This window comes from Solilutibacter silvestris (assembly GCF_050574925.1).
Taxonomy (GTDB): domain Bacteria; phylum Pseudomonadota; class Gammaproteobacteria; order Xanthomonadales; family Xanthomonadaceae; genus Solilutibacter; species Solilutibacter silvestris_A.
In genome coordinates this window covers 333967-355835 of the sequence record NZ_JBCMOO010000003.1, presented here as the reverse complement: position 1 = coordinate 355835, position 21869 = coordinate 333967, and the positions used below count along the sequence as shown (strand labels likewise).

Annotated in this window: 25 protein-coding genes, 4 tRNA genes and 1 other RNA gene; 14 read left to right on the top strand and 16 right to left on the bottom strand. The window is 65.8% G+C overall.

The features are described from left to right. Window positions 1-135: 135 nt before the first annotated feature. Both rpmF and ABE093_RS08425 read right to left on the bottom strand, forming a co-directional pair. Window positions 136-330: a 50S ribosomal protein L32 gene (rpmF, locus tag ABE093_RS08430; protein WP_430760424.1), complete on the bottom strand. Its 195-nt coding sequence runs from the start codon at window positions 328-330 to the stop codon at window positions 136-138. Window positions 331-380: 50 nt separating this feature from the next. Further along, complete coding sequence (locus ABE093_RS08425; RefSeq protein ID WP_430760423.1) at window positions 381-896, bottom strand: YceD family protein; 516 nt, start codon at window positions 894-896, stop codon at window positions 381-383. A 136-nt stretch (window positions 897-1032) separates the two neighbouring features. On the opposite strand from ABE093_RS08425, the gene ABE093_RS08420 reads away from it, so the two are divergent. The 4 genes from ABE093_RS08420 to ABE093_RS08405 are packed head-to-tail and all read left to right on the top strand — an operon-like array spanning window position 1033 to window position 5261. Beyond that, window positions 1033-1380 (top strand): hypothetical protein, encoded by a 348-nt coding sequence (locus ABE093_RS08420; protein ID WP_430760422.1) that lies wholly within the window; start codon window positions 1033-1035, stop codon window positions 1378-1380. 28 nt (window positions 1381-1408) lie between these two features. Further along, window positions 1409-2359: an AAA family ATPase gene (locus ABE093_RS08415; RefSeq protein ID WP_430760421.1), complete on the top strand. Its 951-nt coding sequence runs from the start codon at window positions 1409-1411 to the stop codon at window positions 2357-2359. Beyond that, window positions 2359-3336, top strand: a complete 978-nt coding sequence (locus tag ABE093_RS08410) for a DUF58 domain-containing protein (RefSeq protein ID WP_430760420.1) — start codon at window positions 2359-2361, stop codon at window positions 3334-3336. The genes ABE093_RS08415 and ABE093_RS08410 overlap by 1 nt, the downstream gene beginning before the upstream one ends. Continuing rightward, window positions 3330-5261, top strand: coding sequence for a transglutaminase TgpA family protein (locus tag ABE093_RS08405; RefSeq protein ID WP_430760635.1), 1932 nt, complete (start codon window positions 3330-3332; stop codon window positions 5259-5261). The genes ABE093_RS08410 and ABE093_RS08405 overlap by 7 nt, the downstream gene beginning before the upstream one ends. A gap of 1 nt (window position 5262) precedes the next feature. On the opposite strand, the gene ABE093_RS08400 is transcribed toward ABE093_RS08405, so the two are convergent. The 4 genes from ABE093_RS08400 to dnaX are packed head-to-tail and all read right to left on the bottom strand — an operon-like array spanning window position 5263 to window position 8322. Further along, window positions 5263-5616 carry a histidine triad nucleotide-binding protein gene (locus ABE093_RS08400; protein WP_430760419.1) on the bottom strand — a complete coding sequence of 118 codons (354 nt, stop codon included), beginning with the start codon at window positions 5614-5616 and terminating at the stop codon, window positions 5263-5265. A 5-nt stretch (window positions 5617-5621) separates the two neighbouring features. Further along, window positions 5622-6221, bottom strand: coding sequence for a recombination mediator RecR (gene recR / locus ABE093_RS08395; protein ID WP_430760418.1), 600 nt, complete (start codon window positions 6219-6221; stop codon window positions 5622-5624). Window positions 6222-6237: 16 nt separating this feature from the next. After that, complete coding sequence (locus ABE093_RS08390) at window positions 6238-6564, bottom strand: YbaB/EbfC family nucleoid-associated protein (RefSeq protein ID WP_430760417.1); 327 nt, start codon at window positions 6562-6564, stop codon at window positions 6238-6240. A 3-nt stretch (window positions 6565-6567) separates the two neighbouring features. After that, window positions 6568-8322 (bottom strand): DNA polymerase III subunit gamma/tau, encoded by a 1755-nt coding sequence (dnaX, locus tag ABE093_RS08385; protein ID WP_430760416.1) that lies wholly within the window; start codon window positions 8320-8322, stop codon window positions 6568-6570. A gap of 52 nt (window positions 8323-8374) precedes the next feature. Between dnaX and ABE093_RS08380 the strand changes: the two genes are divergently transcribed. The 4 genes from ABE093_RS08380 to ffs all read left to right on the top strand — a co-directional run bounded on the left by ABE093_RS08380 (window position 8375) and on the right by ffs (window position 10615). After that, window positions 8375-8467 (top strand) — tRNA-Ser (locus ABE093_RS08380). 227 nt (window positions 8468-8694) lie between these two features. Then, window positions 8695-9321 (top strand): DUF47 domain-containing protein, encoded by a 627-nt coding sequence (locus ABE093_RS08375; protein WP_430760415.1) that lies wholly within the window; start codon window positions 8695-8697, stop codon window positions 9319-9321. Window positions 9322-9331: 10 nt separating this feature from the next. Further along, complete coding sequence (locus ABE093_RS08370) at window positions 9332-10456, top strand: inorganic phosphate transporter (protein ID WP_430760414.1); 1125 nt, start codon at window positions 9332-9334, stop codon at window positions 10454-10456. Window positions 10457-10518: 62 nt separating this feature from the next. Then, an RNA gene (gene ffs, locus ABE093_RS08365) (signal recognition particle sRNA small type) lies at window positions 10519-10615 on the top strand. A gap of 11 nt (window positions 10616-10626) precedes the next feature. On the opposite strand, the gene ABE093_RS08360 is transcribed toward ffs, so the two are convergent. Further along, the gene (locus ABE093_RS08360; RefSeq protein WP_430760413.1) at window positions 10627-11379 is read right to left on the bottom strand and encodes an MBL fold metallo-hydrolase; all 753 of its coding nucleotides are present in this window, start codon (window positions 11377-11379) and stop codon (window positions 10627-10629) included. Next, a complete protein-coding gene (locus ABE093_RS08355; RefSeq protein WP_430760412.1) occupies window positions 11376-12104 on the bottom strand; it encodes a 3-deoxy-D-manno-octulosonic acid kinase in 729 nt (242 codons plus the stop codon). The genes ABE093_RS08360 and ABE093_RS08355 overlap by 4 nt, the downstream gene beginning before the upstream one ends. 26 nt (window positions 12105-12130) lie before the next feature. Between ABE093_RS08355 and ABE093_RS08350 the strand changes: the two genes are divergently transcribed. Further along, on the top strand, window positions 12131-13201 hold the full coding sequence (locus ABE093_RS08350) for a glycosyltransferase family 9 protein (protein WP_430760411.1): 1071 nt from the start codon (window positions 12131-12133) through the stop codon (window positions 13199-13201). Here the strand turns inward: ABE093_RS08350 and ABE093_RS08345 are convergent. Further along, the gene (locus tag ABE093_RS08345) at window positions 13198-13605 is read right to left on the bottom strand and encodes a DUF6165 family protein (protein ID WP_430760410.1); all 408 of its coding nucleotides are present in this window, start codon (window positions 13603-13605) and stop codon (window positions 13198-13200) included. The two genes, ABE093_RS08350 and ABE093_RS08345, sit on opposite strands and share 4 nt — an antisense overlap. Before the next feature lie 69 nt (window positions 13606-13674). Between ABE093_RS08345 and ABE093_RS08340 the strand changes: the two genes are divergently transcribed. Continuing rightward, window positions 13675-13765 (top strand) — tRNA-Ser (locus ABE093_RS08340). A gap of 204 nt (window positions 13766-13969) precedes the next feature. Further along, on the top strand, window positions 13970-14677 hold the full coding sequence (locus ABE093_RS08335; RefSeq protein ID WP_430760634.1) for a PP2C family protein-serine/threonine phosphatase: 708 nt from the start codon (window positions 13970-13972) through the stop codon (window positions 14675-14677). Here ABE093_RS08335 and dnaQ read toward each other — a convergent pair whose 3' ends face one another. From dnaQ to ABE093_RS08320, 3 genes are read right to left on the bottom strand one after another with little or no spacing between them, the layout of a single operon-like run. Next, window positions 14678-15385, bottom strand: a complete 708-nt coding sequence (gene dnaQ / locus ABE093_RS08330; RefSeq protein ID WP_430760409.1) for a DNA polymerase III subunit epsilon — start codon at window positions 15383-15385, stop codon at window positions 14678-14680. Further along, window positions 15385-15843, bottom strand: coding sequence for a ribonuclease HI (gene rnhA, locus ABE093_RS08325; RefSeq protein WP_430760408.1), 459 nt, complete (start codon window positions 15841-15843; stop codon window positions 15385-15387). The genes dnaQ and rnhA overlap by 1 nt, the downstream gene beginning before the upstream one ends. Next, window positions 15840-16496, bottom strand: coding sequence for a hypothetical protein (locus ABE093_RS08320; RefSeq protein WP_430760407.1), 657 nt, complete (start codon window positions 16494-16496; stop codon window positions 15840-15842). Before ABE093_RS08320 ends, rnhA begins: the two co-directional genes overlap by 4 nt. Before the next feature lie 295 nt (window positions 16497-16791). On the opposite strand from ABE093_RS08320, the gene gloB reads away from it, so the two are divergent. From gloB to ABE093_RS08305, 3 genes are all read left to right on the top strand, one after another. Beyond that, a complete protein-coding gene (gloB, locus tag ABE093_RS08315; RefSeq protein WP_430760406.1) occupies window positions 16792-17550 on the top strand; it encodes a hydroxyacylglutathione hydrolase in 759 nt (252 codons plus the stop codon). Continuing rightward, window positions 17547-18251, top strand: a complete 705-nt coding sequence (locus ABE093_RS08310; RefSeq protein WP_430760405.1) for a lytic transglycosylase domain-containing protein — start codon at window positions 17547-17549, stop codon at window positions 18249-18251. Before gloB ends, ABE093_RS08310 begins: the two co-directional genes overlap by 4 nt. 77 nt (window positions 18252-18328) lie before the next feature. Next, a complete protein-coding gene (locus tag ABE093_RS08305) occupies window positions 18329-19114 on the top strand; it encodes an enoyl-ACP reductase FabI (RefSeq protein WP_430760404.1) in 786 nt (261 codons plus the stop codon). Between the two features lie 75 nt (window positions 19115-19189). Here the strand turns inward: ABE093_RS08305 and ABE093_RS08300 are convergent, their stop codons facing one another. The 4 genes from ABE093_RS08300 to ABE093_RS08285 all read right to left on the bottom strand — a co-directional run bounded on the left by ABE093_RS08300 (window position 19190) and on the right by ABE093_RS08285 (window position 21786). Then, a complete protein-coding gene (locus ABE093_RS08300) occupies window positions 19190-21160 on the bottom strand; it encodes a SurA N-terminal domain-containing protein (protein WP_430760403.1) in 1971 nt (656 codons plus the stop codon). Between the two features lie 96 nt (window positions 21161-21256). Next, a tRNA-Asp gene (locus tag ABE093_RS08295) sits at window positions 21257-21333 on the bottom strand. A gap of 99 nt (window positions 21334-21432) precedes the next feature. Continuing rightward, a tRNA-Val gene (locus ABE093_RS08290) sits at window positions 21433-21507 on the bottom strand. A gap of 6 nt (window positions 21508-21513) precedes the next feature. Continuing rightward, window positions 21514-21786 (bottom strand): HU family DNA-binding protein, encoded by a 273-nt coding sequence (locus tag ABE093_RS08285; RefSeq protein ID WP_430760402.1) that lies wholly within the window; start codon window positions 21784-21786, stop codon window positions 21514-21516. Window positions 21787-21869 lie beyond the last annotated feature (83 nt).

Below are 21869 nucleotides of genomic sequence, written 5' to 3'. Positions count from 1 at the left end.
TCCGGAACGATTTCCGCAAGCACGACAAGGACGATGCCGCAAAGCAGCATCGTCCCGTCAGGTTACATCAACGAACCACTCGCAATTGAATCACGCATCCGCGGATCATCCTGGAAGGATTCCGCCGGGGCGGAATCAATCTTCCTCGACCACCTTGGTCTTGGACGGCAGCACCTTCTTGCCGCGGTAGTAGCCGTCGGCAGTGACGTGGTGGCGGATGTGGGTCTCGCCGCTGGTCGGGTCGGTGGAAAGCTGTTTCGCCGTCAGCGAATCATGCGCGCGGCGCATGCCACGCTTGGACGGGGAAACGCGGGATTTCTGGACAGCCATGGGACAAACTCCTGGGTGAATCGGTGTCCGCCGAAACGGACGTCTGAACGTTATTCCTTCTGGTCGCGCCGGAACGCAGCCAGTGCCGCAAACGGATTGACCGACGCGGCTTCTTCCTCGTCGGGCGACCACTCGGCCTCCATGACCTCGGTCCCCGGCTTGACCGGTATCGCCGGCACCGCGAGGATCAATTCGTCCTCGATCATGTCGCGGGGCGAAACCGAATCGCTCGCATCCACCAGCCATGGTTCGTAACCCGGCGGCAGTGCTGCTTCCTCGGCTTCGTCGCGGATGAACGCGATGCGTTGGCTCACCTGCACGGGGAGCTCGAACCGTTCGAAACTGCGCTGGCATTCCAGCGGCAAGGCGGTGTCGATTTCCAGTGAGGCGTAGGCAATCTGCAGGGCATCACGGTCGAATGCGATGCGGTAGGCGACTTCGCCTTCACCATCAATCAGCAGACCGGCCAGCCGTGGCAGTTCCGCCAACTCCAGCCTGCCCTCGAACTCGCGCCGCGCCGACACCATGCGCCATGGATCGACCTGGTCGGGCAATTTCGAGGACATAAGCCGATGAATGTTAAGGATGAACGGGGGGGCTGTCAAACATTTCCCCGGGCCGCCCGGACGTGACTTCCCGCGGATTGCGCCGGAGCCGGGCTATCGACACACTGCCGTTCAGGAACCGGACTCAGAGTCACCATTGAACCCGATCATCTTCCCCATCGCCATCCTGGCGGTGATCGCGCTGGCCGTCGCCATCTTCGTGGCGCAGCGCCGTCGCCAGCACCAGCGCTGGAGCCTGCTCCGCGAGGTGATGGACAGTGCCGACGCGCTGGAAATGCAGCTGACCCGTGTCCGCCGCCAACTGGATGGTGTCGCCAGCGCCAGCCAGGCCGATGCCGCGCTGCGTGATGTCCTCCATGATCTGTTGCGCCAGCGGATGTGGTTGCAGCAGCACGGCATGGACGCCCGAATCGCCGAACTGGAAGCCGTGCGCAGCCGCCTCGATGCCGGTCGCCAGCGCCTGGATGCGCAAACCGCCGCCTGACCCAACGACCCACCGGAGCCAGCCCCCGATGCGCACCGCCACCCCGCTCCGACCGCTTGCCGATGCGCAAGCGGCCGCCCTCGAAGCCGCCCAGCAGCAAGTCAACCAGCTGGTCCTTGGCAAGCCGCTGGAAGTGCGCCTGGCTTTCGTCGCCCTGCTCGCCGACGGCCACCTGCTGATCGAGGACCTGCCCGGCCTCGGCAAGACCACCCTCGCCCATGCACTGGCGGCGACGCTGGGGCTCGACTTCCAGCGCATCCAGTTCACCTCCGACCTGCTGCCCGCCGACGTCGTCGGCGTGTCGATCTACGACGCCCCGGCATCGCGTTTCGAATTCCATCCCGGGCCGGTGTTCACCCACGTCCTGCTGGCGGACGAGATCAACCGCGCGCCACCGCGGACGCAGAGCGCCTTGCTGGAAGCGATGGCCGAGCGCCAGGTCACGCTCGATGGCGTCACCCGCCCGTTGTCGGAACCGTTCTTCGTGATCGCCACGCAGAACCCGGTGGACCTGGTCGGCACCTATCCCCTGCCCGATTCCCAGCTCGACCGCTTCCTGCTGCGTATTTCGATGGGCTATCCCAATGCCGAGGCCGAGCGCGCGCTGCTGCTTGGCGAGGAGCGCCGCTTGCTGATCTCGCAGGCGCGGCCGCAGCTTGGTCGCGACGATCTGCTGGCGATCCGCGCTGCGGTCCAGCAGGTGCATGTGAGCGAAGCGCTGGTCGATTACCTGCAGGCCCTGATCGCACGCAGTCGCAATCATCCCGGCGTCCGCGTCGGATTGTCGCCACGCGCGGGCCTCGCGCTGCTGCGCGCCGCACGCGCGCATGCGTTGCTGCTTGGGCGCGGCCACGTGCTGCCCGACGACGTGCAGGCGCTGTTCCCGCATCTTGCGGCGCACCGCCTCGTCGCCAATGCCGATGCCGGCGATGCCCGTGCCTTGGCGCGTTCGGTGCTGCTGGCGGTTCCGGTCGACTGATGGACGACGCAGCGCCTGCCGGGCGCCCCGCGTTCCGGCATCGACTGGAAAACTGGATCCGCCGGCGCGGTCGTATCGATCCGTTGCCGATGACGATCGATCGTCGCCGCGTCTACGTATTGCCGACGAAATTCGGCCTGTTCTACGGCGCCATGGTCGGCGTGATGTTCCTCGGCGCGCTGAACTACAACAACAATCCGGCATTGCTGCTGTCGCTGTTGCTGCTCGCGGCAGGACTCGCGAGCCTGGTCTACGCGCACCTGCAGTTGTCGGGACTGTGCGTGGCTTCGATCGATGCCGAACCGGTGCACGCCGGTGAAACCCTGCAAGTGAAGATTGGTCTTGTCGCCAGTGATGCCCGCGCGCGCAGCGGCCTGCAACTGGATTGCAGCGATGGCCATGCCGTCGCCGAAGTGGCGCCGCATGCGACCACGTTCGCGACCTTGCCTGTTCCGACGACAAGGCGCGGCTGGCTGGAAGCGGGACGACTGGAACTCGCGACCACGCGACCGCTCGGCCTGGCCTGCGCCTGGAGCTGGCTGTGGCAGGGACAGGGTTGGCTGGTGTATCCGATGCCCGAAACCAATGGTCCCCCGCTGCCCGATCGCGGCGAAGGCGGCCATCGCGCGAAACCGGCATCGGCCGGTGACGACATCCACCAGCTGCGGCCGTATCGCCACGGCGACGCACCACACGCGATCGCGTGGAAGGCATCGGCGCGCGCGACGCATCTGCTCACGCGCGAGTACGAGCAACGTGTCGACGCCGACATCCTGCTCGACTGGAACGATGTCCGTCATCTTCCCTGGGAACACGCGATCTCGCGATTGGCGCATTGGGTCGAACTCGCCGAGCGCCATGGGCATCGCTACGGATTGCGGCCACCGCTCGGCCGGGCACTGCCCGCGGATCGTGGCCCGCATCATCGCCATGCCTGCCTGGATGCGCTGGCGCGATTGCCGGAGCGCGCATCGTGAGCACGACGGTCGCACTCGATGCCACCACCCGGCGCTGGTTGTACGCGACAACCGCGTTGCTATTGCTGCCCCTGTTGCTGCAACTGCAACCGATGGTCGGGATCGCGGTCGGTACGGTCGCCTTGCTGAGCATGGCGCTGTCGACGCGTGGCCGCCTGCCCGCGGTGCTGAAGATCGCATTGGCGCTGACGCTGGCGATCGCGGTGTTCTCGGTCTACCGGCAGATCGGTCGCGACACCGGCTGCGCCCTGCTGGCGATGATGCTGGCGCTCAAGCCGACGGAAACCGCCAACGTGCGCGACGCCCGCAGCCTGCTCGGCTATGGCCTGTTCGCGCCGTTCGCCACCTATCTGCTCGACCAGGGGCCGCTGTCGCTGGTCCTCGGCGCGATCGCGGTTGCGGCTGCACTCACCACGCTGCTGCGCCTCGCCGATCTCGATTCCGGCATCGATCTCGTCGACTGGTCGCCATTCGATTCGTTGCGCGCCGCCGGCAAATTGCTGCTGCTGGCGTTGCCGTTGGTATTGGCTGCGTTCTGGCTGTTCCCGCGACTTGCATCGCCGCTGTGGGGATTGCCGGATCGCGCCGTCTCCAAACCGGGCCTGAGCGAATCGATGACGCCCGATCGCTGGATGGATGCGTTGAACGACGACACCCCGGCAATGCGCGCCCACTTCGACGGACCGGCGCCGCGTCCGCAGGAAATGTACTGGCGGGCGATGACCTTGCGCGATTTTGACGGACGCACCTGGACGCCTGCGCCCGCATCGGTCGTCGGCACGCCGAACCTGTCGCTCGCGCCGGTGCGTTGGCACTACACGCTGGACGTCGAACCCAGCGACCAGCGCCTGCTGGCGACACTCGAATTCACCACGCCGCAACCCGATGGCGCGCAATCCGGCCGCGATGCCAGCCTGCGCGCGACCGCACCATTGAGCGGACTCACGCGTTGGCAACTGCAGGCAGCACCGGTCGTGAGCTTCGACCCGGTGCTCGACGCCAGGGAGCGCCACGCCAACCTCGTCCTGCCCGATCGCAATCCGCGCACGCTGGCGCTGGGCCGGCAATGGCGCGGCGAAGCCGGCGGCAACGACATCGCCATCATCGAACGCGCGCTGGCGATGATCCACAAGGACTTCGCCTATTCGCTGAGCGTGCCCGAGCCTGGGCGCGACTGGATCGACGACTTCCTGTTCCAGGGCCGCACCGGTTATTGCCAGCAGTTCAGCAGCGCATTCGTGGTGTTGATGCGCGGCGCCGGCATTCCCGCGCGCGTGGTGATCGGTTATGCCGGCGGTTATCACAACCCGGTCGGCGACTATTGGGTGGTTCGCAATTCCGACGCCCACGCCTGGACCGAAGTGTGGCTGGCCGGACGCGGCTGGACGCGTGTCGACCCCACCGCGGCAGTCGCACCCGAGCGCGTCTACGACACCATCGCCGACCGCATGCCGGGCCGCACCTTCGGCGGTCTGATCGACGCCCGTCCGATCTGGAACTTCGGCGACAACCTGCGCCGCGGGTGGAACGATTTCGTGCTCGGCTTCAATGCCGATCGCCAGGCAACGATGCTGAAACGTTTCGGCGTCGAACGCCTGTCGCCCTCGACGCTGATCGCCCTGTTCGCCATCGCCGCGGGCATCGCCCTGGCGATCGCGGCATGGTGGCTGGCGCGTGGCGAACGGGTGCGCGATCCACTGCTGCGTGCATGGCGCGGCCTGGATCGTCGTTACGCGAAACTCGGGCTTGCACGCGAACCGCACGAGACGGCACGCGACTGGCTGGAACGCGTGCGGGCGGTTCGCCCGCGATCCGCAGAGGAACTGTCAACGCTGATCGATCGCTTCAATGCGCTGCGTTATGCAACGGAGGATGGCAGCGAACGCAAGGCGCTGATCCGCGCGCTGCGCTCGCACCGGACTTGAATCAGCGCCCCGGCGTGCCGAAATGCCCCAGCGGCGCGCCCGCGAGCAGGTGCAGGTGGATCTGGAACACCGTCTGCCCGGCATCGCCGTTGCAGTTCATCACGATCCGGTAGCCCGACGTGTCGAAACCCTCGCGCTTCGCATACGACGCGGCGGCAACAGCCAGCTTGCCGATGACTTCCGCGGCATCGGGCGGCACGTCGTTCAACGTGGCGAAATCGCGCTTGGGCACGAACAGCACGTGCACCGGCGCCTGCGGCGCGATGTCGCGGAACGCGATCATGTCGTCGTCCTCGTAGACGATGTCGGCGGGAATCTGCCGCTGCATGATCTTGTGGAAGATGGTGTCCGACATCGTCGTTACTCCTGGATTTCCGCGCGGCTGCCGAAGGCATGCGCCAAGGTGCCGCGATCAACGTATTCCAGCTCGCCGCCGAGTGGCAAGCCATGCGCGAGCCGGCTCGGCCGCACGCCATGCTTGCGGGCGATCTGGGCGAGGTAGTGCGCGGTGGCGTCGCCTTCGACCGTCGGGTTGGTGGCGATGATCAACTCCTGCACCTCGCCTTCGCCGAGTCGATCCGCAAGCTGGTCGAGCCCGAGTTCGCGCGGGCCGATGCCATCGAGCGGACTCAGGCGTCCCTGCAACACGAAATACAGGCCGCGGTAGCCGGTCGCCTGTTCGATCGCGAGACGATCCGCCGGCGATTCGATCGCGCACAGTTGCTGGGCATCGCGTGCCGTACTGGCGCAGGTCGCGCACAGCTCGGTTTCGCTGAAATCACGGCAACGCTTGCAATGGCCGATGCGTTCCACCGCCACTGCCAACGCCTCGGCCAGGCGCGTGCCGCCTTCGCGGTCGCGCTCCAGCACGTGGTAGGCCATGCGTTGCGCGCTCTTCTGGCCCACGCCGGGCAGGATCCGCAGCGCGTCGATCAACTGTTCGAGCAATCCGCTACTCAAGGATCAACCGACCGAATCAACCGAAGCCCGGCAGGCTCATGCCCGGAGGCAGCGGCAGGCCGGTCGCCGCGGCGCTCATCTTCTCGCGCGCGACTTCATTCGCCTTGTTCACCGCATCGTTGATTGCCGCCGCGATCAGGTCTTCCGCCATCTCGTGGTCGGCCAGCGCCGAGGCATCGATGCGCACCTTGCGGCACTCCATCTTGCCGGTCATCGTCACGCTGACCATGCCGCCGCCGGCATTGCCGACCACTTCGATCGTGGCCAGCTCATCCTGCGCACGCTGCATGCCCTCCTGCATCTTCTGGGCCTGTTGCATCAATTGGGCAAGATTGCCGCGCATGGTTCACTCCTGGTCATCAAAAGGTCGAATGGAATCGGGCACCACGCGGGCGCCGCGCGCCACCAGCTTCTGCACGTCGGGATCGCCCATGAAGGCGTCTTCGGCGGCCTGCTGGCGCGCATCGCGTTCGCGCGAATTGCGCTGGTGCAGCGAATCGGCCGGCGCGCTGCCCTGCACGATCTCGATCTGCAGGCGCGGCGCGTAGCCGAGCTTGCCCGCAAGCTGCTCGGCCAACTGGTTCAGCATCTGCGGGCGATTGAAATGATCCTGGTCCGGGGACAGTCCGAGCACGATCTGCTCGCCCTGGTGGCGCAACAACACGGCGTGGGCAGCCATTTCGCGCACTGCGCCGCGCAACGCCGCGGATGCGACGAAATCCGGCCAATCCTGTGGCTGCATCGCCACCTGCCCCGAAGACGCCGGCGCATTCGCGGGCGGTGCCGGTTCGATGCTGGCCGTGCGTTGCGGAGGCGGAGGCGCCGCTTCCCGCACCGGGGCCGGCGTCGGCGCGCGTTGTGGCGGCGGCGGATTCGCCATCGATTCGCGCAAGGCCGCGCGCGCTGCATCCGCGCCCGACGGCGATGCCCCGCGCGACGATGCAGGCGATGCAACGGGCGAAGCCGCGGCAGGCGCTGCCGCATTCGACGGGCTAGGCATCGGTGTCGACGCCTGCACGGCTTGGCCGGGGCGGAACGCCAGCATCCGCAGCAGCGTCATCTCGAAGCCGGCGCGCGGGCTCGGCGCATAGGCGAGATCGCGCCTTCCGTTCAATGCCATCTGGTACCACAACTGCACCAGCTCCGGTCGCGTCGCCTTCGCCAACGCATCGATATCGACGCCATCGGCAGCCGTCTCCGCATTCGGCACCAGCTGGCGCACCTGCACGCGATGCAGGGCATCGGCCAGCGCATCCAGCACATGCGACCAGTCCGGCGAAAACTCGGCCAACGCGGCGGTTTCCGTCATCACACGTTCGCCGTCGTTCGCGGCCAGGGCATCCAGCAACGCACCGATGCGGGCGCGATCGACGCTGCCGAGCATGGTGGCGACCGCGGCATCGCCCAGCTGGCTGCCGGTATAGGCGATCGCCTGGTCGAGCAGCGACAGGCCATCGCGCAGGCTGCCGTCGGCGGCCTTGCTCAACTGGCGGATCGCGCCATCCTCGAACGCGATGCCCTCGGCATCGAGGATGCGACGCATCTGGCCGTCGATCTGCTGCAGGTCGAGGCGCTTGAGGTTGAACTGCAGGCAGCGCGACAGCACCGTGACCGGCAGCTTCTGCGGGTCGGTGGTCGCGAGCAGGAACTTCACGTGCCCCGGCGGCTCTTCCAGCGTCTTCAGCAAGGCGTTGAAGGCCGACTTCGAGAGCATGTGCACTTCGTCGATCAGATAGACCTTCACCCGACCGCGCGACGGCATGTATTGGGCGTTGTCGATCAGCTCGCGGACGTCATCGACGCCGGTATTCGAGGCGGCGTCGATTTCCAGCAGATCGATGTAGCGGCCGGCGTCGATGTCGCGGCAGGTCGCGCATTCACCGCAGGGCTCGGCAGAGCTGCCCTGCTCGCAATTCAGCGACTTGGCGAAGATGCGCGCGATGGTGGTCTTGCCGACCCCGCGCGTCCCGGTGAACAGGAAGGCGTGGTGGACCCGGCCGGTATCCAGGGCATTGGTGAGCGCGCGCACCACGTGTTCCTGCCCCACCAGCTCCGAGAACCGCTTGGGGCGCCATTTGCGCGCAAGGACGAGATAGCTCATGGGGTGATTTTGCCACGCCCATCCCCCTGCAGGTACAATGGCCGGCTAGCACGGAGAGGTGTCCGAGTGGTTGAAGGAGCACGCCTGGAAAGTGTGTAAGCGTCTAAACCGCGCTTCGGGGGTTCGAATCCCCCTCTCTCCGCCAGAAAAAGCAAAGCGCCCCTGCATGGGGCGTTTTGCTTTTTTGCGGTGTGCGGGTGGACGAGAGAACACCCGCGGGTTCGACACATCGGCAGGATTGCCGATGTGGACAGCCGCAGGCTGCCCGTCAGGGCGAGGCACATGGATGTGCCGAGTCTATCCCCCCACCAAATCGTCGATCTGTAGCAAAATTGCAACTTTCGCCGTTCCGGCCAGCGAGGCGCACGCCCCATGTTTTCACTGCAGACGATCTTTGGTTCCGGCAAGCAGTTCTTCGATTTGCTGGACGAGGCGGCAGACGCCGCGCATGAAAGCACCAAGGCGCTGTACCAGATGCTGAAGGATCCGGCCCGCAATCCGGCCCTGGATGCCTTCAAGCTGGCCCGCCAGCGCGAGCGCGTCGCCTCCGACAAGATCAACCACGCGCTGGTCGACAGCTTCATCACCCCGATCGAACGCGAGGACATCGAGTCGCTGAGCTCGGCGCTGTACAAGATCCCCAAGCAGGTCGAACGCTTCGCCGACCGCTACGCGCTGGCCAGCCATCGCCTCGGCGACATCGATTTCGCGCCGCGCGCGGCCATGCTGGAACAGGCCGCCGGCGTCGTCGTCCAGATGGTGCAAGGGCTGCACCACATGAACCTCGAGGAGATGAGCAAGCTCAACGAGCGCCTGCGCGTGCTCGAGGCCGAAGCCGACCGCCTGATCCTCGAACTCCACCGCGACATCTATTCCGGCCGCCTCGACGCCGGCGAAATGTTCCTGCTCAAGGAATTCTTCGAGATCCTCGAGAAGGCGATCGACCGCTGCCGCGAAGCCGGCGTGGTCGCCTACCAGATCGTGCTGAAGAACTCCTGAGACCGCCGCCATGCTGGCTCTTCTGTTGCTGGTGATCGTCGCCGCGCTGGTGTTCGAGTTCATCAACGGCTTCCACGACACCGCCAATTCGATCGCGACCGTGGTCGCGACCAAGGTGCTGACGCCCGGCAAGGCGGTGATGCTGGCCGCGGCGATGAATCTCGTCGGCGCCTTCTTCGGCACCGCCGTCGCTAAGACCATCTCGTCCGGCCTGATCGACACCCATGTCGCGCAAGTCACCTCGCAGGTGATCCTGTGCGCGCTGCTGGGCGGCATCAGCTGGAACCTGATCACCTGGTGGCTGGGCCTGCCGTCGTCGTCGTCGCACACGCTGATCGGCGGACTCTGCGGCGCGGTAATCGCCTCCTCGCACGGCAACTGGCACGCGCTGATCTGGTCGCACGCGGGCGATGGAGGCTGGACCACCAACAAGGGCATCCTGTGGAAGGTGCTGGTGCCGATGGTGTCGTCGCCGATCGCCGGCTTCACCCTTGGCGTGCTGATCCTCGCCCTGCTCTACGCCATCATCGCCGCGTTGCATCGCGCCGGCGGTCCGCTTGCGCGCATCGCCCGCCCGCGCTGGGTCAATGCCTTCTTCGGCAAGGCGCAAGTCGTCTCCGCCGCCTACATGGGCTTCGCCCACGGCAGCAATGACGCGCAGAAGACCATGGGCATCATCGCGCTGGCGCTGTTCGGCGCCCAGGCAGCCGGCACCCTCGACAACCTGCCGGAATGGCTGTCGTTCCTACATCCGTCCAGCAGCGACAACTCGCATATCGACACCTGGATCATCGCGACCTGCGCGCTGGTGATGGCCGTCGGCACCGCCACCGGCGGCTGGCGAATCATCAAGACGCTCGGCCACAAGATGGTGAAGCTGCAACCGATCGACGGCTTCGCCGCGGAGACCGCCTCCGCCACCATCCTCGTGACCGCCGCGCATTTCGGCATGCCGGTGTCGACCACGCACAGCATCTCCACCGCGATCATGGGCGTCGGTTTCGGCAAGAATCCGCGTGCATTGCGACTGACGGTGATCGAACGCATCGTCTGGGCGTGGATCCTCACCATTCCCGCCGCCGGTTTCATGTCATGGGCAATGTTCCGCATCGCCGAGGGATTCGGCTGGACGTGACGATCTGCTAAACTGCGCACTGCGGAATCGCTTTCCGCTTGGCGCAAGCCTCTATGGCGGCCCCGTCGGCCCCTCGCGACGCTAGTTCGAAAACCCCGCCAGGGCCGGAAGGCAGCAACGGTATTGAATGACGCGTGCGCCGAGGATCGTTGGCGGGGCCGTCACCCTTTCTACGATTCGATCAGGCGCGGCGCCGGCAGCGCGATCACTTCTCCCGGATCCGCAACACGTGCGCCTTGTTCGCGCATGACCTGTGCTTCCCGCGGCGACCCATAGTGGTAGAGAATGCAGCGCGCACGCGTTTGAGCATCGTATTCGCGCAGGAAATCATCGAAGCCGGTATGCGACGGATTGCCGTGCAGCCCGCAATCGTGGGCGATCACCTCCCCTGCATCGGCGATCACGCGCAGCACTTCCGGGATCGGCCGGGTATCGCCAGTCCACACCACGCTCCCGGGCAGGCGCAAGCCATAGGCCGATTTCGGCCAGTGATGGCGCACCGCGAATGTTTCCAGGTGCAGGCCCTCGTGCCAGAAACGCTCCCCAACCGGAACCAGCTGGAAAGCTTCCCAGAAATTCACGCCGCCTTCGGCGAGCACGTTGGGGTAATCGCCCACGCGCTGGTGCAGCAACGGCACCACGCTGGCCGGGCAATACACCCGCACGCCACGGCGCAACGCTTCATCGAACCACGCCCCGACGAACAGCCGCTCGAAACCGCCGACGTGATCGAGATGGGTATGGGTGATGTACAGCGCCTTCGGATATTCGCCGTAGGTATCGAGATAGTGGTCGAGCCCTTCGGCGCCGCAGTCGATGGTCAGCCATGGCCGGCCATCGCGTTCGATCGTCGCCATCGCCGAACCGAGTCGACCCGCCGCCGATGCATTGCCGACGCCATGGAAACGCAGCGACCACTTCATTCCCGTTCCCCCTGCGAACGATAGCCGGCATGCAGCGCGTCGATTGCGCGTTGCAGGTACGCCGATGATTGAGCTGCGCCGACCTTGCGGATCGAACGCTCCAGTCGCGACAGATTGGCCTGCGCGCGCCGACGATCCAGCCGCGCGTGCAAGTGGCTCTTGTCGAAATCGATCAGCCATGTCTTTCCGGCCGCATCGAACAGGATGTTGTGGGCGTTGAGATCGCCGTGCTCGAGCCCTGCGTCGTGGAAGCGCGCGATCATCGCGCCGGCATCGCGCCAACCGCCTTCGTTGTCCGCTCCGGAAGAAAGTTCCGACGCCATGGTGCGCGCATCCGGGATCTTCGCAATGATGATCGCCGCGCGATAGGTCGCGCCATCGCGCCACCACGCCGCCGCGATCGGCGCCGGCACCGGCAACCCGCGCGCCTGCAATGCCTCGAGCAGGCGCAGCTCGGCGACGCTGCGCACGCGATCTTCGCCGCCCCACAGGTAACGATTCTGGCTCAATCTCGCCATCGCACCGCCGCGACGGTAATGACGCAACACGCCGTCGCCGAACGGACCATGGACGAACCACGCGCTGCCGCGACCGCCGGATTGCACCGGCTGCGCCGCCAATTCGGCCGATGCAGGATCGAACCACCATGCCTGTGGCGCCGGCATGCCGATCGCACCCAGCATTGCCGGGGCACTGCCTGCAGCCGTGGTAGTTTGATGCGCCATCGTCATGCCGCGAGTCTAGCAACGTCGTGCGTCCCTCATCGCTGCCCCGCCACATCTGCCTGCTGCGCCTGTCCGCGCTCGGCGACGTCACCCATGTCGTGCCGCTGGTGCGCACGTTGCGCAAGGCGTGGCCGGAAGTCGCGTTGACCTGGATCATCGGCAAGGGCGAACACAGATTGCTCGCCGGGCTGGAAGGCGTCGATTTCGTCGAATACGACAAGTCCAGCGGCTTCAAGGGCATGCGCGCACTCGGACGTTCGCTGCGCACGGCGCACCCGCAACGTTTCGACGCACTCTTGCAGATGCAGGTCGCGGCACGCGCCAACCTGCTCTCGGCCTTCGTTCCGGCGCGGCTGCGCATCGGCTACGACCGCTCGCGCTCCAAGGATTTGCACGGACTCTTCATCAACGCACGCATCGAGGACCGGCCCGGCATTCATGTGCTCGACGCGATCGGCAGTTTCTGCGAACCGCTGGGCCTGAAACAGACCGAAGTGGTGTGGGATCTTCCCGTTCCGCAGGAAGCGCACGCATGGGCACGCGCGCAATGGGACGCCGATGGCCGCCGCTCGTTGATGATCTCGCCCTGCACCAGCCCGCAGCACGCACTGCGCACCTGGCGAGCCGATCGCTATGCCGCAGTGGCCGATCATGCCATCGACCAAGGCTGGAAGGTCGTGTTGTGTGGTGGCCGCAGCGACTTCGAACGATCAACCGGCGACGCGATCCTTGCGGCGATGAAGTCACGCGACCAGGCGATCGACCTGATCGGCAAGGACACGTTGAAGCAATTGCCCGCCCTGCTCGCCCGCGCCGACCTGCTCGTGACGCCCGACTCCGGCCCGATGCACATCGGCAATGCGATGGGCACCAAGGTGCTGGGCCTGCACGCCGCCAGCAATCCCGCGCGTAGCGGGCCGTATTCCGATCACCGCTACTGCGTCGATCGTTACGACGATGCCGCGCGCAAATACCTCGGCAAGCCCGCTTCCGAACTGAAATGGGGCACCAAGATCGAACACGAGGGCGTGATGGATCTCGTCACCGTGGACGATGCGATCGCGGCGTTCGAGCGTTACCGCAGCGACTTCGGTTAAGCCCCCGAACCGCTGCCGTAATCCTGGTACGACTTCTCCTCGACGTAAGTCGAGCCCAGCGCGAGGTTGATGTCCTTCTTGATCTTGGCGCGCTCGTCGTTCTCGAAATACACGCTGCGGGCCAGTTTGACGAATTCGGCGTCGAAGGCCTGGGCCTTCTCCTTCAGGCGGATGTCGTCCTCGATCACCCACAGGCGCTCGTTCACCGCCTTCAGACGCGCGCGCAGGTCGCTGATGTCCTGCGCCGAAGCCGGATGCTCCGCCCAGGTGCGCTCGGCCGCCGCCAGCTCGTTGCGGACGTTGGCCAGCTTGGCCGGATCGCTCATGCGCTCGGACTTGATCTGCAGGATCGCGATCTTGTCCAGCAATTCGCCATAGGACACAGGGACAAGCAGTTCGGACATCATTGGCTCCGGCGCGGGTTGCCGCATGTGCGGTGGAGCCGTATCATACCCGGCTCGCTGCACCCATTCGGAGGGGTGGCAGAGCGGTTGAATGTACCTGACTCGAAATCAGGCAGGCGTTTATAGCGCCTCGGGGGTTCGAATCCCCCCCCCTCCGCCAGATAAAACAAGCGCCCCTTTATGGGGCGTTTGTTTTATCTGCTGAACGCGGGCGGATGAGAATCCACGCGGGTTCGACAAAACGGCAGAACTGCCGTTTTACACGGCGCAGCCGCCCGCAGGGCGAGCGCCATGGATGGCGCGAGTGAATCCCCCCCACTGCACTTCGTTTGACGTTTCGACAGTCGCCCGCGATCATTCGGTGATGTATGAATTCGGCCATCTGACCCATCCCGGGCTTCGGCGCAGTCTCAACGAGGACACCTACCACGGCGAAGGAACGCTGGGCCTGTGGCTGGTGGCCGATGGCATCGGCGGACACGACTTCGGCGAAATCGCCAGCGCGCTTGCACGCGAGGCGGTAGTGCGCGAGGTCCGCGACGGCACGCCATTGGTGCAGGCGGTGCGCATCGCCGGCGAGGACATCGTGCGTGCGTCGCGCCGGCGCTCCGAAGCGCTGCCGATGGGCACGACGGTGGTCGCCGCGCTGGTTCGTGGCGATCGCTTCGAAGTGGCCTGGGTCGGCGACAGTCGCGCCTACCTGTGGCGTCCGGGACAGGGGCTGCTGCAACTCACCCAGGACCATAGCCACGTCGAGGAACTGGTCGTCCAGGGCATCCTGACCCGCGACGAGGCGCGCGCACACCCGCAACGCAAGATGGTGACCCAGGCACTAGGCGTCACCGATCCGGGCCAGCTCAACATCGAGCGCATCAGCGGCGACTTCGCCAAGGAAGCGCAGCTGCTGCTGTGCAGCGATGGCCTCACCGAGCACGTCGACGATCCGGCGATCGCGCGCATCCTCGCCAACAGCGGCTGCAGCGCCCAGGAAACCGTCGATACGCTGGTGGCCGCGGCGCTCGATGGCGGCGGCTCCGACAACATTACGGCCGTGCTGATCCGCAACAACTGATCATTGCGGCCACAACACCCGGCCGTCCTTTGCCTTCTTCGCGATCGCCGCCATGCGCGCGGCGTGCGCATCGATGTCGGCTGCGGACACCGTGACGCGCGGACGCTCGCCGGCATCGCCACTCGGCATCCACGATGGCACCACGACTTCGGTCGCGCCTTCGCTCCCGGCATCGAAGCCGATCTCGCCCTGCCCCGAGGTCATCGCCAGATAGGCTTCGGCCAGCAACTGGGCATCGAGCAAGGCGCCATGCAACTGGCGATGCGAATTGTCCACGCCCAAGCGGCGGCACAGCGCATCCAGCGAATTGCGCTGACCGGGATATTTCTGCCGCGCCAGCGCCAGCGTGTCGAGGACGCCGGCATGATCGTCGATCCTGCCGTAGCGATCGCCCGCCAGCGACAGTTCGTGGTTGAGGAAGCCGACGTCGAACGCAGCGTTGTGGATCACCAGTTCGGCGCCGTCGATGAAGGCGATGAACTCGTCGATGATGTCGGCGAACAACGGCTTGTCGGCGAGGAAGTCGAGGGTCAGGCCGGTGACTTCCTGCGCGCCCTGCTCGAACTCGCGCTGCGGATTGATGTAGACGTGGAAGGTCTTGCCGCTTGGGCGCCGTTCCAGCAATTCCACGCAGCCGATTTCCACCACGCGATTGCCGATCTTCCATTCCAGACCGGTGGTTTCGGTATCGAGCACGACCTGTCGCATCAGACCGCCATCTCCTTCATCTTGATTGCTTCCTCGCGCGCCAGCATGTCGACGCGTTCGTTGTCGGGATCGCCGGCATGGCCCTTCACCCACTTCCATTCCACCTGGTGCCGCGTGCGCGCCTCGTCCAGTCGCTGCCACAGATCCTGGTTCTTCACCGGATCGCCGCCCGCGGTTTTCCAGCCACGCCGACGCCAGCCCGCCAGCCATTCGGAAATGCCCTGCTGCACGTAGCGCGAATCGGTATGCAGCGCGACTTCGCACGGCTCCGTCAACGCTTCCAGCGCGCGGATCGCCGCCATCAATTCCATGCGGTTGTTGGTGGTCTGCGCTTCGCCGCCGTGGAGTTCGCGTTCGTGCGCGCCGTAGCGCAGCAACGCCGCCCAGCCACCTGGACCGGGATTGCCAAGGCAGGCGCCATCGGTATGCGCCTCGATCCGCTTCTTGCCCGAACTCATGCCGGGGTCAGTGCCGGGCTGGGCGCACGCACGCGCTTGAGCGTGAGGGGAAGCGAACGCTTTTCCGCGCACAGGCGATACGCCGCCCGCGCACCCGCACCGGTTTGCACCGCAGAAATCCGCTGCGCATTCCATGCCGGACCGATACCCTCCGCCACCGCTTCGGGCTCGAAGCCGTGGCGACGCAGGCGCCGACGCCAGGTGAACGGTTCGGCATCGGCGACACCCTGGCGCCACCAATAGCGTCGGTACGGCGACAAAGGATTGAGACTGAACAGCCACAACCGACCGCCCGGCACGAGGACACGACTGGCTTCCGCCAATGTTTCCTCCCAGGCCAGGCCGCAATCCCCGGCGTGCTGCAAGACAATGCTGCCGACCGATTCGCTCGCCAGCGGCCAGCGATCCACCGCGCAGCCGACATCTCCCGTCAGGGCGTCGGCACCGTCCACCCGCAGCCAGAGCAGATGGCGATCCTCCAGCCCGGCAGGACGTTCCACGGGGGAAATGCAGACCCAGGGCAGGCCCGGGCGCTCTTCTCCCGCACGCGCCAACAGCGGCTGTTCGCAGGCCAGCACCACGCGCCCGTGGGCGGCCCCGAACCAGTCGCGCGCAGGCAGGTCGGGTTGACGGAGTGGCAGCAGGCTCGGCATGGTCAGGGCCTGCCAACCCTAGCGGAACACGTCATGTTGCCGTGTCTGGCCGCCAAGTGGTCGAGCGCGGCGCAGCAGCAGGCTGGCCGCCTGTTCAAGCCGTGCACGGCCGCATGGCGGCCAGATACGGCAACCCGCAGGGCCGCGCCAAGGCGAGGGCGGTGCTGCGTCATCACTCGATCATTTATCGACATAAATTCACTCGTTCTTCCTTACCCCACCCTCGCCTTGTCGTGGCATGACGTGTTCCGCTAGGGTTGGCAGGCCCTTAGTGTACGGCCCACCGTCTCAATCGATGGCACGACCCGATCCCATTCCCGCGTACGAGGACAACTACATCTGGCTCCTCCGGGAGGGGCCAGCAACGCTTGTTGTCGATCCCGGCGATGCCGGACCGGTGATCGCGCGTTTGGGCGCGACGCCACCGAGCGCGATCCTCATCACCCATCACCATTGGGACCACATCGACGGCCTGCCGGAACTGCATGCGCGCTGGCCCGAGGTCCCGATCTTCGCGCCGGATGATCCGCGCATTCCGATCGCGACACGGCGCGTGTCCGATGGCGACGTGGTGGACATCGGGTCGTGGCGTTTCGAGGTGATCGCGGTCCCCGGGCACACCCAGACCCAGATTGCGTATCACGGCGCAGGATTGGTGTTCTGCGGCGATTCGATGTTCAGCCTCGGATGCGGTCGTCTGTTCGAAGGCACGCCGGCACAGATGCTGGCTTCGCTCGATCGCCTCGCCGCCCTGCCCGGCGACACCCTGCTCTGCTGCACCCACGAATACACCGCAGCGAATGCACGCTTCGCGCTCGCGGCCGAACCCGGCAATGCCGCATTGAGGGATCGTGCGGCCGAAGTCTCGGAGCTACGTGCGGGCAACACGCCGACACTGCCATCCACCATCGCCTCCGAACGCGCCTGCAATCCGTTCCTGCGGGTCGATTCAGCGGAAATCCTGCAATCACTGACACGGCATTTGGGTCATGAACCCAATGACCGTGTCGAAGCCTTCGCCGCGCTTCGCAGTTGGAAGGATGGCTTCCGATGATGCGAACGTGCCGCGGCCCCTGCCTTGCCCTGGCGATCTTCGCCACGCCCTGTGCATTGGCCGCGGACGACACCACCACCACCGGCGCAACCGTGCTCGCGCAATTCCAGGCACACCTCGCCTCACCCGACTGCGATGACGCCTCCGCGACCTGGCGTCGCCACTACGCGCCATTCGTGCGTCGCCTCATCGATCCACGCGATCCGGCGTTGGCGCGCTTCGACTACGTGCTGGCGCGCATGACCGAAGCCGGCCTGCCCAGCGAATACGCGATCATCCCCTTCGTCGAAAGCCACTACGAACCGGACCAGCGCAGTAGCGAAGGCCCGGCCGGCCTGTGGCAGTTCACCGCCCAGACCGCACGCCTGCACGGTCTCAAGGTCGGCGGCGGCCGCGACGACCGCATGTCGCTGGAAGCCTCCACCCGCGCCGCGGTGACCTACCTCAAGACCTTGCATCGCCAGTTCGGCGGCAGCTGGCGGACCACGGTGATGGCCTACAACGCCGGCGACGGCCGCATGCGCATGGCCCAGCGCCGGGGCGGCGCCGGCCTGTCCTTCATCACACGAATTTACCCAGATAAAATACACGCCATCTCCTGCGACATCCTTGACCACGGCGACAGCGAGCACTGGAAGGCTCCGCTGCAACGCCAGCTGCCGCGGCTGAAACTGCCCGGCGTGCTGCGGGCGAAAGGCTGACGCTACGCCCACGAAGGGTGACGGCGGGCGTCGTGGCGGGCAAACTGTCTGCTTTCCAAGCGACACAGGTGTCATCCATGGGGTTCCTGCAGGGCAAACGCGCACTCATCACCGGCATCGCCAGCCAGCGTTCCATCGCCACCGGCATCGCCGAAGCCATGCATCGCGAGGGCGCCGAGCTCGTCCTCACCTACCAGAACGAGAAGCTGAAATCCCGCGTGGAAGACGCCGCCGCGGAATACGGCGCCAAGCTGGTGCTGCCGCTGGATGTCGCCGACGACGGCCAGATCAACGAGTGCTTCGCGCAGCTGGGCCAGCACTGGGACGGTCTCGACATCCTCGTGCATTGCATCGCCTTCGCGCCGCGCGAAGCGATCGAGGGCGACTTCCTCGACGGCATCACCCGCGAGAACTACCACATCGCCCACGACATCAGCGCCTACTCGCTGGCCGCGTTGGGCAAGGCCGCGCGCCCGCTGATGAAGGGCCGCAACGGCGCCATCCTCACCCTGAGCTATCTCGGCGCGGAACGCGCGCTCGCCAACTACAACACCATGGGCGTGGCCAAGGCCAGCCTGGAAGCCACGGTGCGTTACATGGCGATGAGCGTTGGTCCGGAAGGCACCCGCGTCAACGCGATCTCTGCGGGCCCGATCCGCACGCTGGCCGCCTCCGGCGTCGCCAACTTCCGCAAGATGCTCACCCAGTTCGAAGCGGTTGCGCCGCTGCGCCGCACGGTGACGATCGAGGACGTCGGCAACACCGCCGCCTTCCTGTGCTCGGATCTCGCCAAGGGCATTACCGGCGAAGTGACCTATGTCGATTCCGGCTACAACATCATGGGCATGAGCGGGATCGAATAAGCGTCCCGCAGCGTTCTAGTGAAATAAAAAAGCCCGGCGAATGCCGGGCTTTTTCGTTGCGGTTCGATCTGCTGCTTACAGCCGGTCTTCCGCCACCGTGACCTTGAACAGCTTGCGGATCGCCTTGATGTAGCCATCCGCCGACGCCTGGCCGTTGGCCTGCGCGATCTGCTGCATCAGGTTCAAGCGCATTTCCGGCGGGAATGCCGCAGGATCGCCGGCCTTGACCGACACGACCGCGAACACAAGCCAGCTGCCATCCGGCAGTTGCACCTTGCCGGCGCTCTGCTTGCCGGATGCCGGACGCGCCGCGGAGAAGATCGCCTTGTTGACGGCCGGCGTCGGCGTGTTGCCACGCGGCAGGGTCTGCGCCGGCTGCGCGGACAGCGATTGCGCCGCAGCCACCTGCGCGATCGTCTGGCCACCCGCGATGGCCTTGATCATCGCATCGGCCCGTGCGGCGGCCGCCTTGCTGGCGCGATCGGAGTGGATGTCGGCGATCACCTGATCGTTGACCTCGGCCATCGGGCGCTGGCGCGCCGGCGTGTAATCGAGCACGTGCACCATCACCGAATGACCCGGAGCAATCGTGATCGGATCGCTGACGCCCTTGTTCTTGAGCAGGTTGTCGGAGAACGCGACGCGACGCACCGCGGCTTCGGCGAGCACGCCCTGCGCGTTCGCCGGCGCCACCGGTCCGACCTTCTCGAACGGCAGCTTTTGCGCGGCCGCGGTCGCGGCGAAACTCGCCGGATTCTTGTAGGCCTCGTCGGCCAGCACGCCCATCGCGGCATTGACCGCCTTGTCGCTCGCCGTCTTCGCCAGCACCTTCTCGATTTCGGGACGCGCTTCCTCGAAGGTGACGACCTTGCCTTCCTTGACGTCGCGCAACTGGATGACGTGGAAGCCGAAGTCGGAACGCACCGGCGTGCTGATGTCGCCCTTCTTCAACGCGAACAGCGCGTCCTCGAACGGCTTGACCATGCCGCCGTCGTGCGCGACCCATCCGAGGTCACCGCCCTTGTTCTTAGAACCGACGTCGTCGGAATTGGCCTTGGCCAGCGCGGCGAAATCCGCGCCCGGCGCCTTGGCCTGTTCGGCGAGTTGTTCGGCCTTGGCCTTGGCCGCGGCCACCGCTTCCGGCTTCGCGTCCTTGGCCACCGCGACCAGGATGTGCGAGGCCAGGCGCTGGTCGGCAGCGACGTACTTGGCCTTGTCGGCGTCGTACTGCTTGCGCAACTGCGCTTCGTCGATCGCCGCCGGCGCCATCTTGGCCGGATCGCCGTCGACGATTTCGAACGTCGCCGTCATCGGCTGCATGTATTGCGCGCCATGGGCGGAATACCAGGCCTTCGCTTCGGCGTCGCTGACCGGCGCGGTATCGGCAACCGCGGGCACGCTCACGGACTGGACTTCACGCTGCTCGGTCAGGGTATTCACCAGGCGGGCGGTCTCGGCCGGCGTCACGAAATCGCTGAGCGCGATGCGTCCAGCCAGCGCTTCGCGACGCAGTCCGTCGCGGATCTGGGTCTCGAACACTTCCGGCGAAGTCGGGGGATTCAGCGTCGCCAGCGTGCGCTGGTAGGTCGTCAGGTCGAACTTGCCGTTGACCTGGAAGGTCGGGATCGATTCGATGGTCTTGCGGATCGAGGCATCGGACACGCTGATGCCGTTGCGATCGGTCGCCATCAGCATCACGCGCTGGTCGATCATCTGGTCCAGCACCTTGCGCTTGTTGTCGGCGCTCTCGAACTGCTGGCTGTCGAAGGCATCGCCCAGTTGCTGGCGCTGCTGCTGGCGCATCTGGTCGAACTGCTGGCGGAAATCCTGCTGGCTGATGTCCTCGGTCGTCCACAGCTTGATCAGCGGCCAGAACGAAGGCGCCGATTTCCACCATGTCGGCGGCGCCTGGACGCGCGCGACGTAGGTGTCGTTGCGACCGCCCACGTACTGCTCGATGCCGAACAGCGCGAAGGGAATGATCAGCAACCCGAGAACGGTGGTGGCGATCCAGCCGGAGGTCTTTTCACGAAGTGCTTGCAGCATCGATAGGGTCTTGGTTTCAGCCGACCGCGAAGTGTAACGCGAGGGAAATGTCCGGGCAAAACAAAAGGCGCCTTTCGGCGCCTTGTGCGTTTCTCATGGCGGAGCGGACGGGACTCGAACCCGCGACCTCCGGCGTGACAGGCCAGCATTCTAACCAGCTGAACTACCGCTCCGTTGAGTTGGAAAGAATATCGTGTCCATCATGAATGCGCAAGCATCCGCAACACGATTTTTCAAAATGAAGACACCCGGCGCGTGGCCGGGTGTCGTGGTGGTGGGCGCTGAGGGTTTCGAACCCCCGACCCTCTCCGTGTAAAGGAGACGCTCTACCGCTGAGCTAAGCGCCCGTGCAATCAGCCGATCGCGTCCTTCAGGCCCTTGCCGGCCTTGAAGCCCGGAACCTTGGCGGCCGGGATGTTGATCGTTTCGCCGGTCTTCGGGTTGCGACCCTGGCGTGCAGCGCGCGAGCGCACTTCGAAGGTGCCGAAGCCGACCAGCGTCACTGCATCGCCTTTCTTCAGCGTGCTGCCGACGACCGAGATCACGGCGTCGACGGCGCGCGTCGCGTCCATCTTGGACAGACCGGCGGCAACGGCCACGGCATCGATGAATTCACCTTTGTTCATGTGTACTCCTGGTTGGGGGATCGAACGGATCGATCATGAAAAGCCAGTCGGGACGCCTCGGGCGACCGTACGGCAAAGACGGG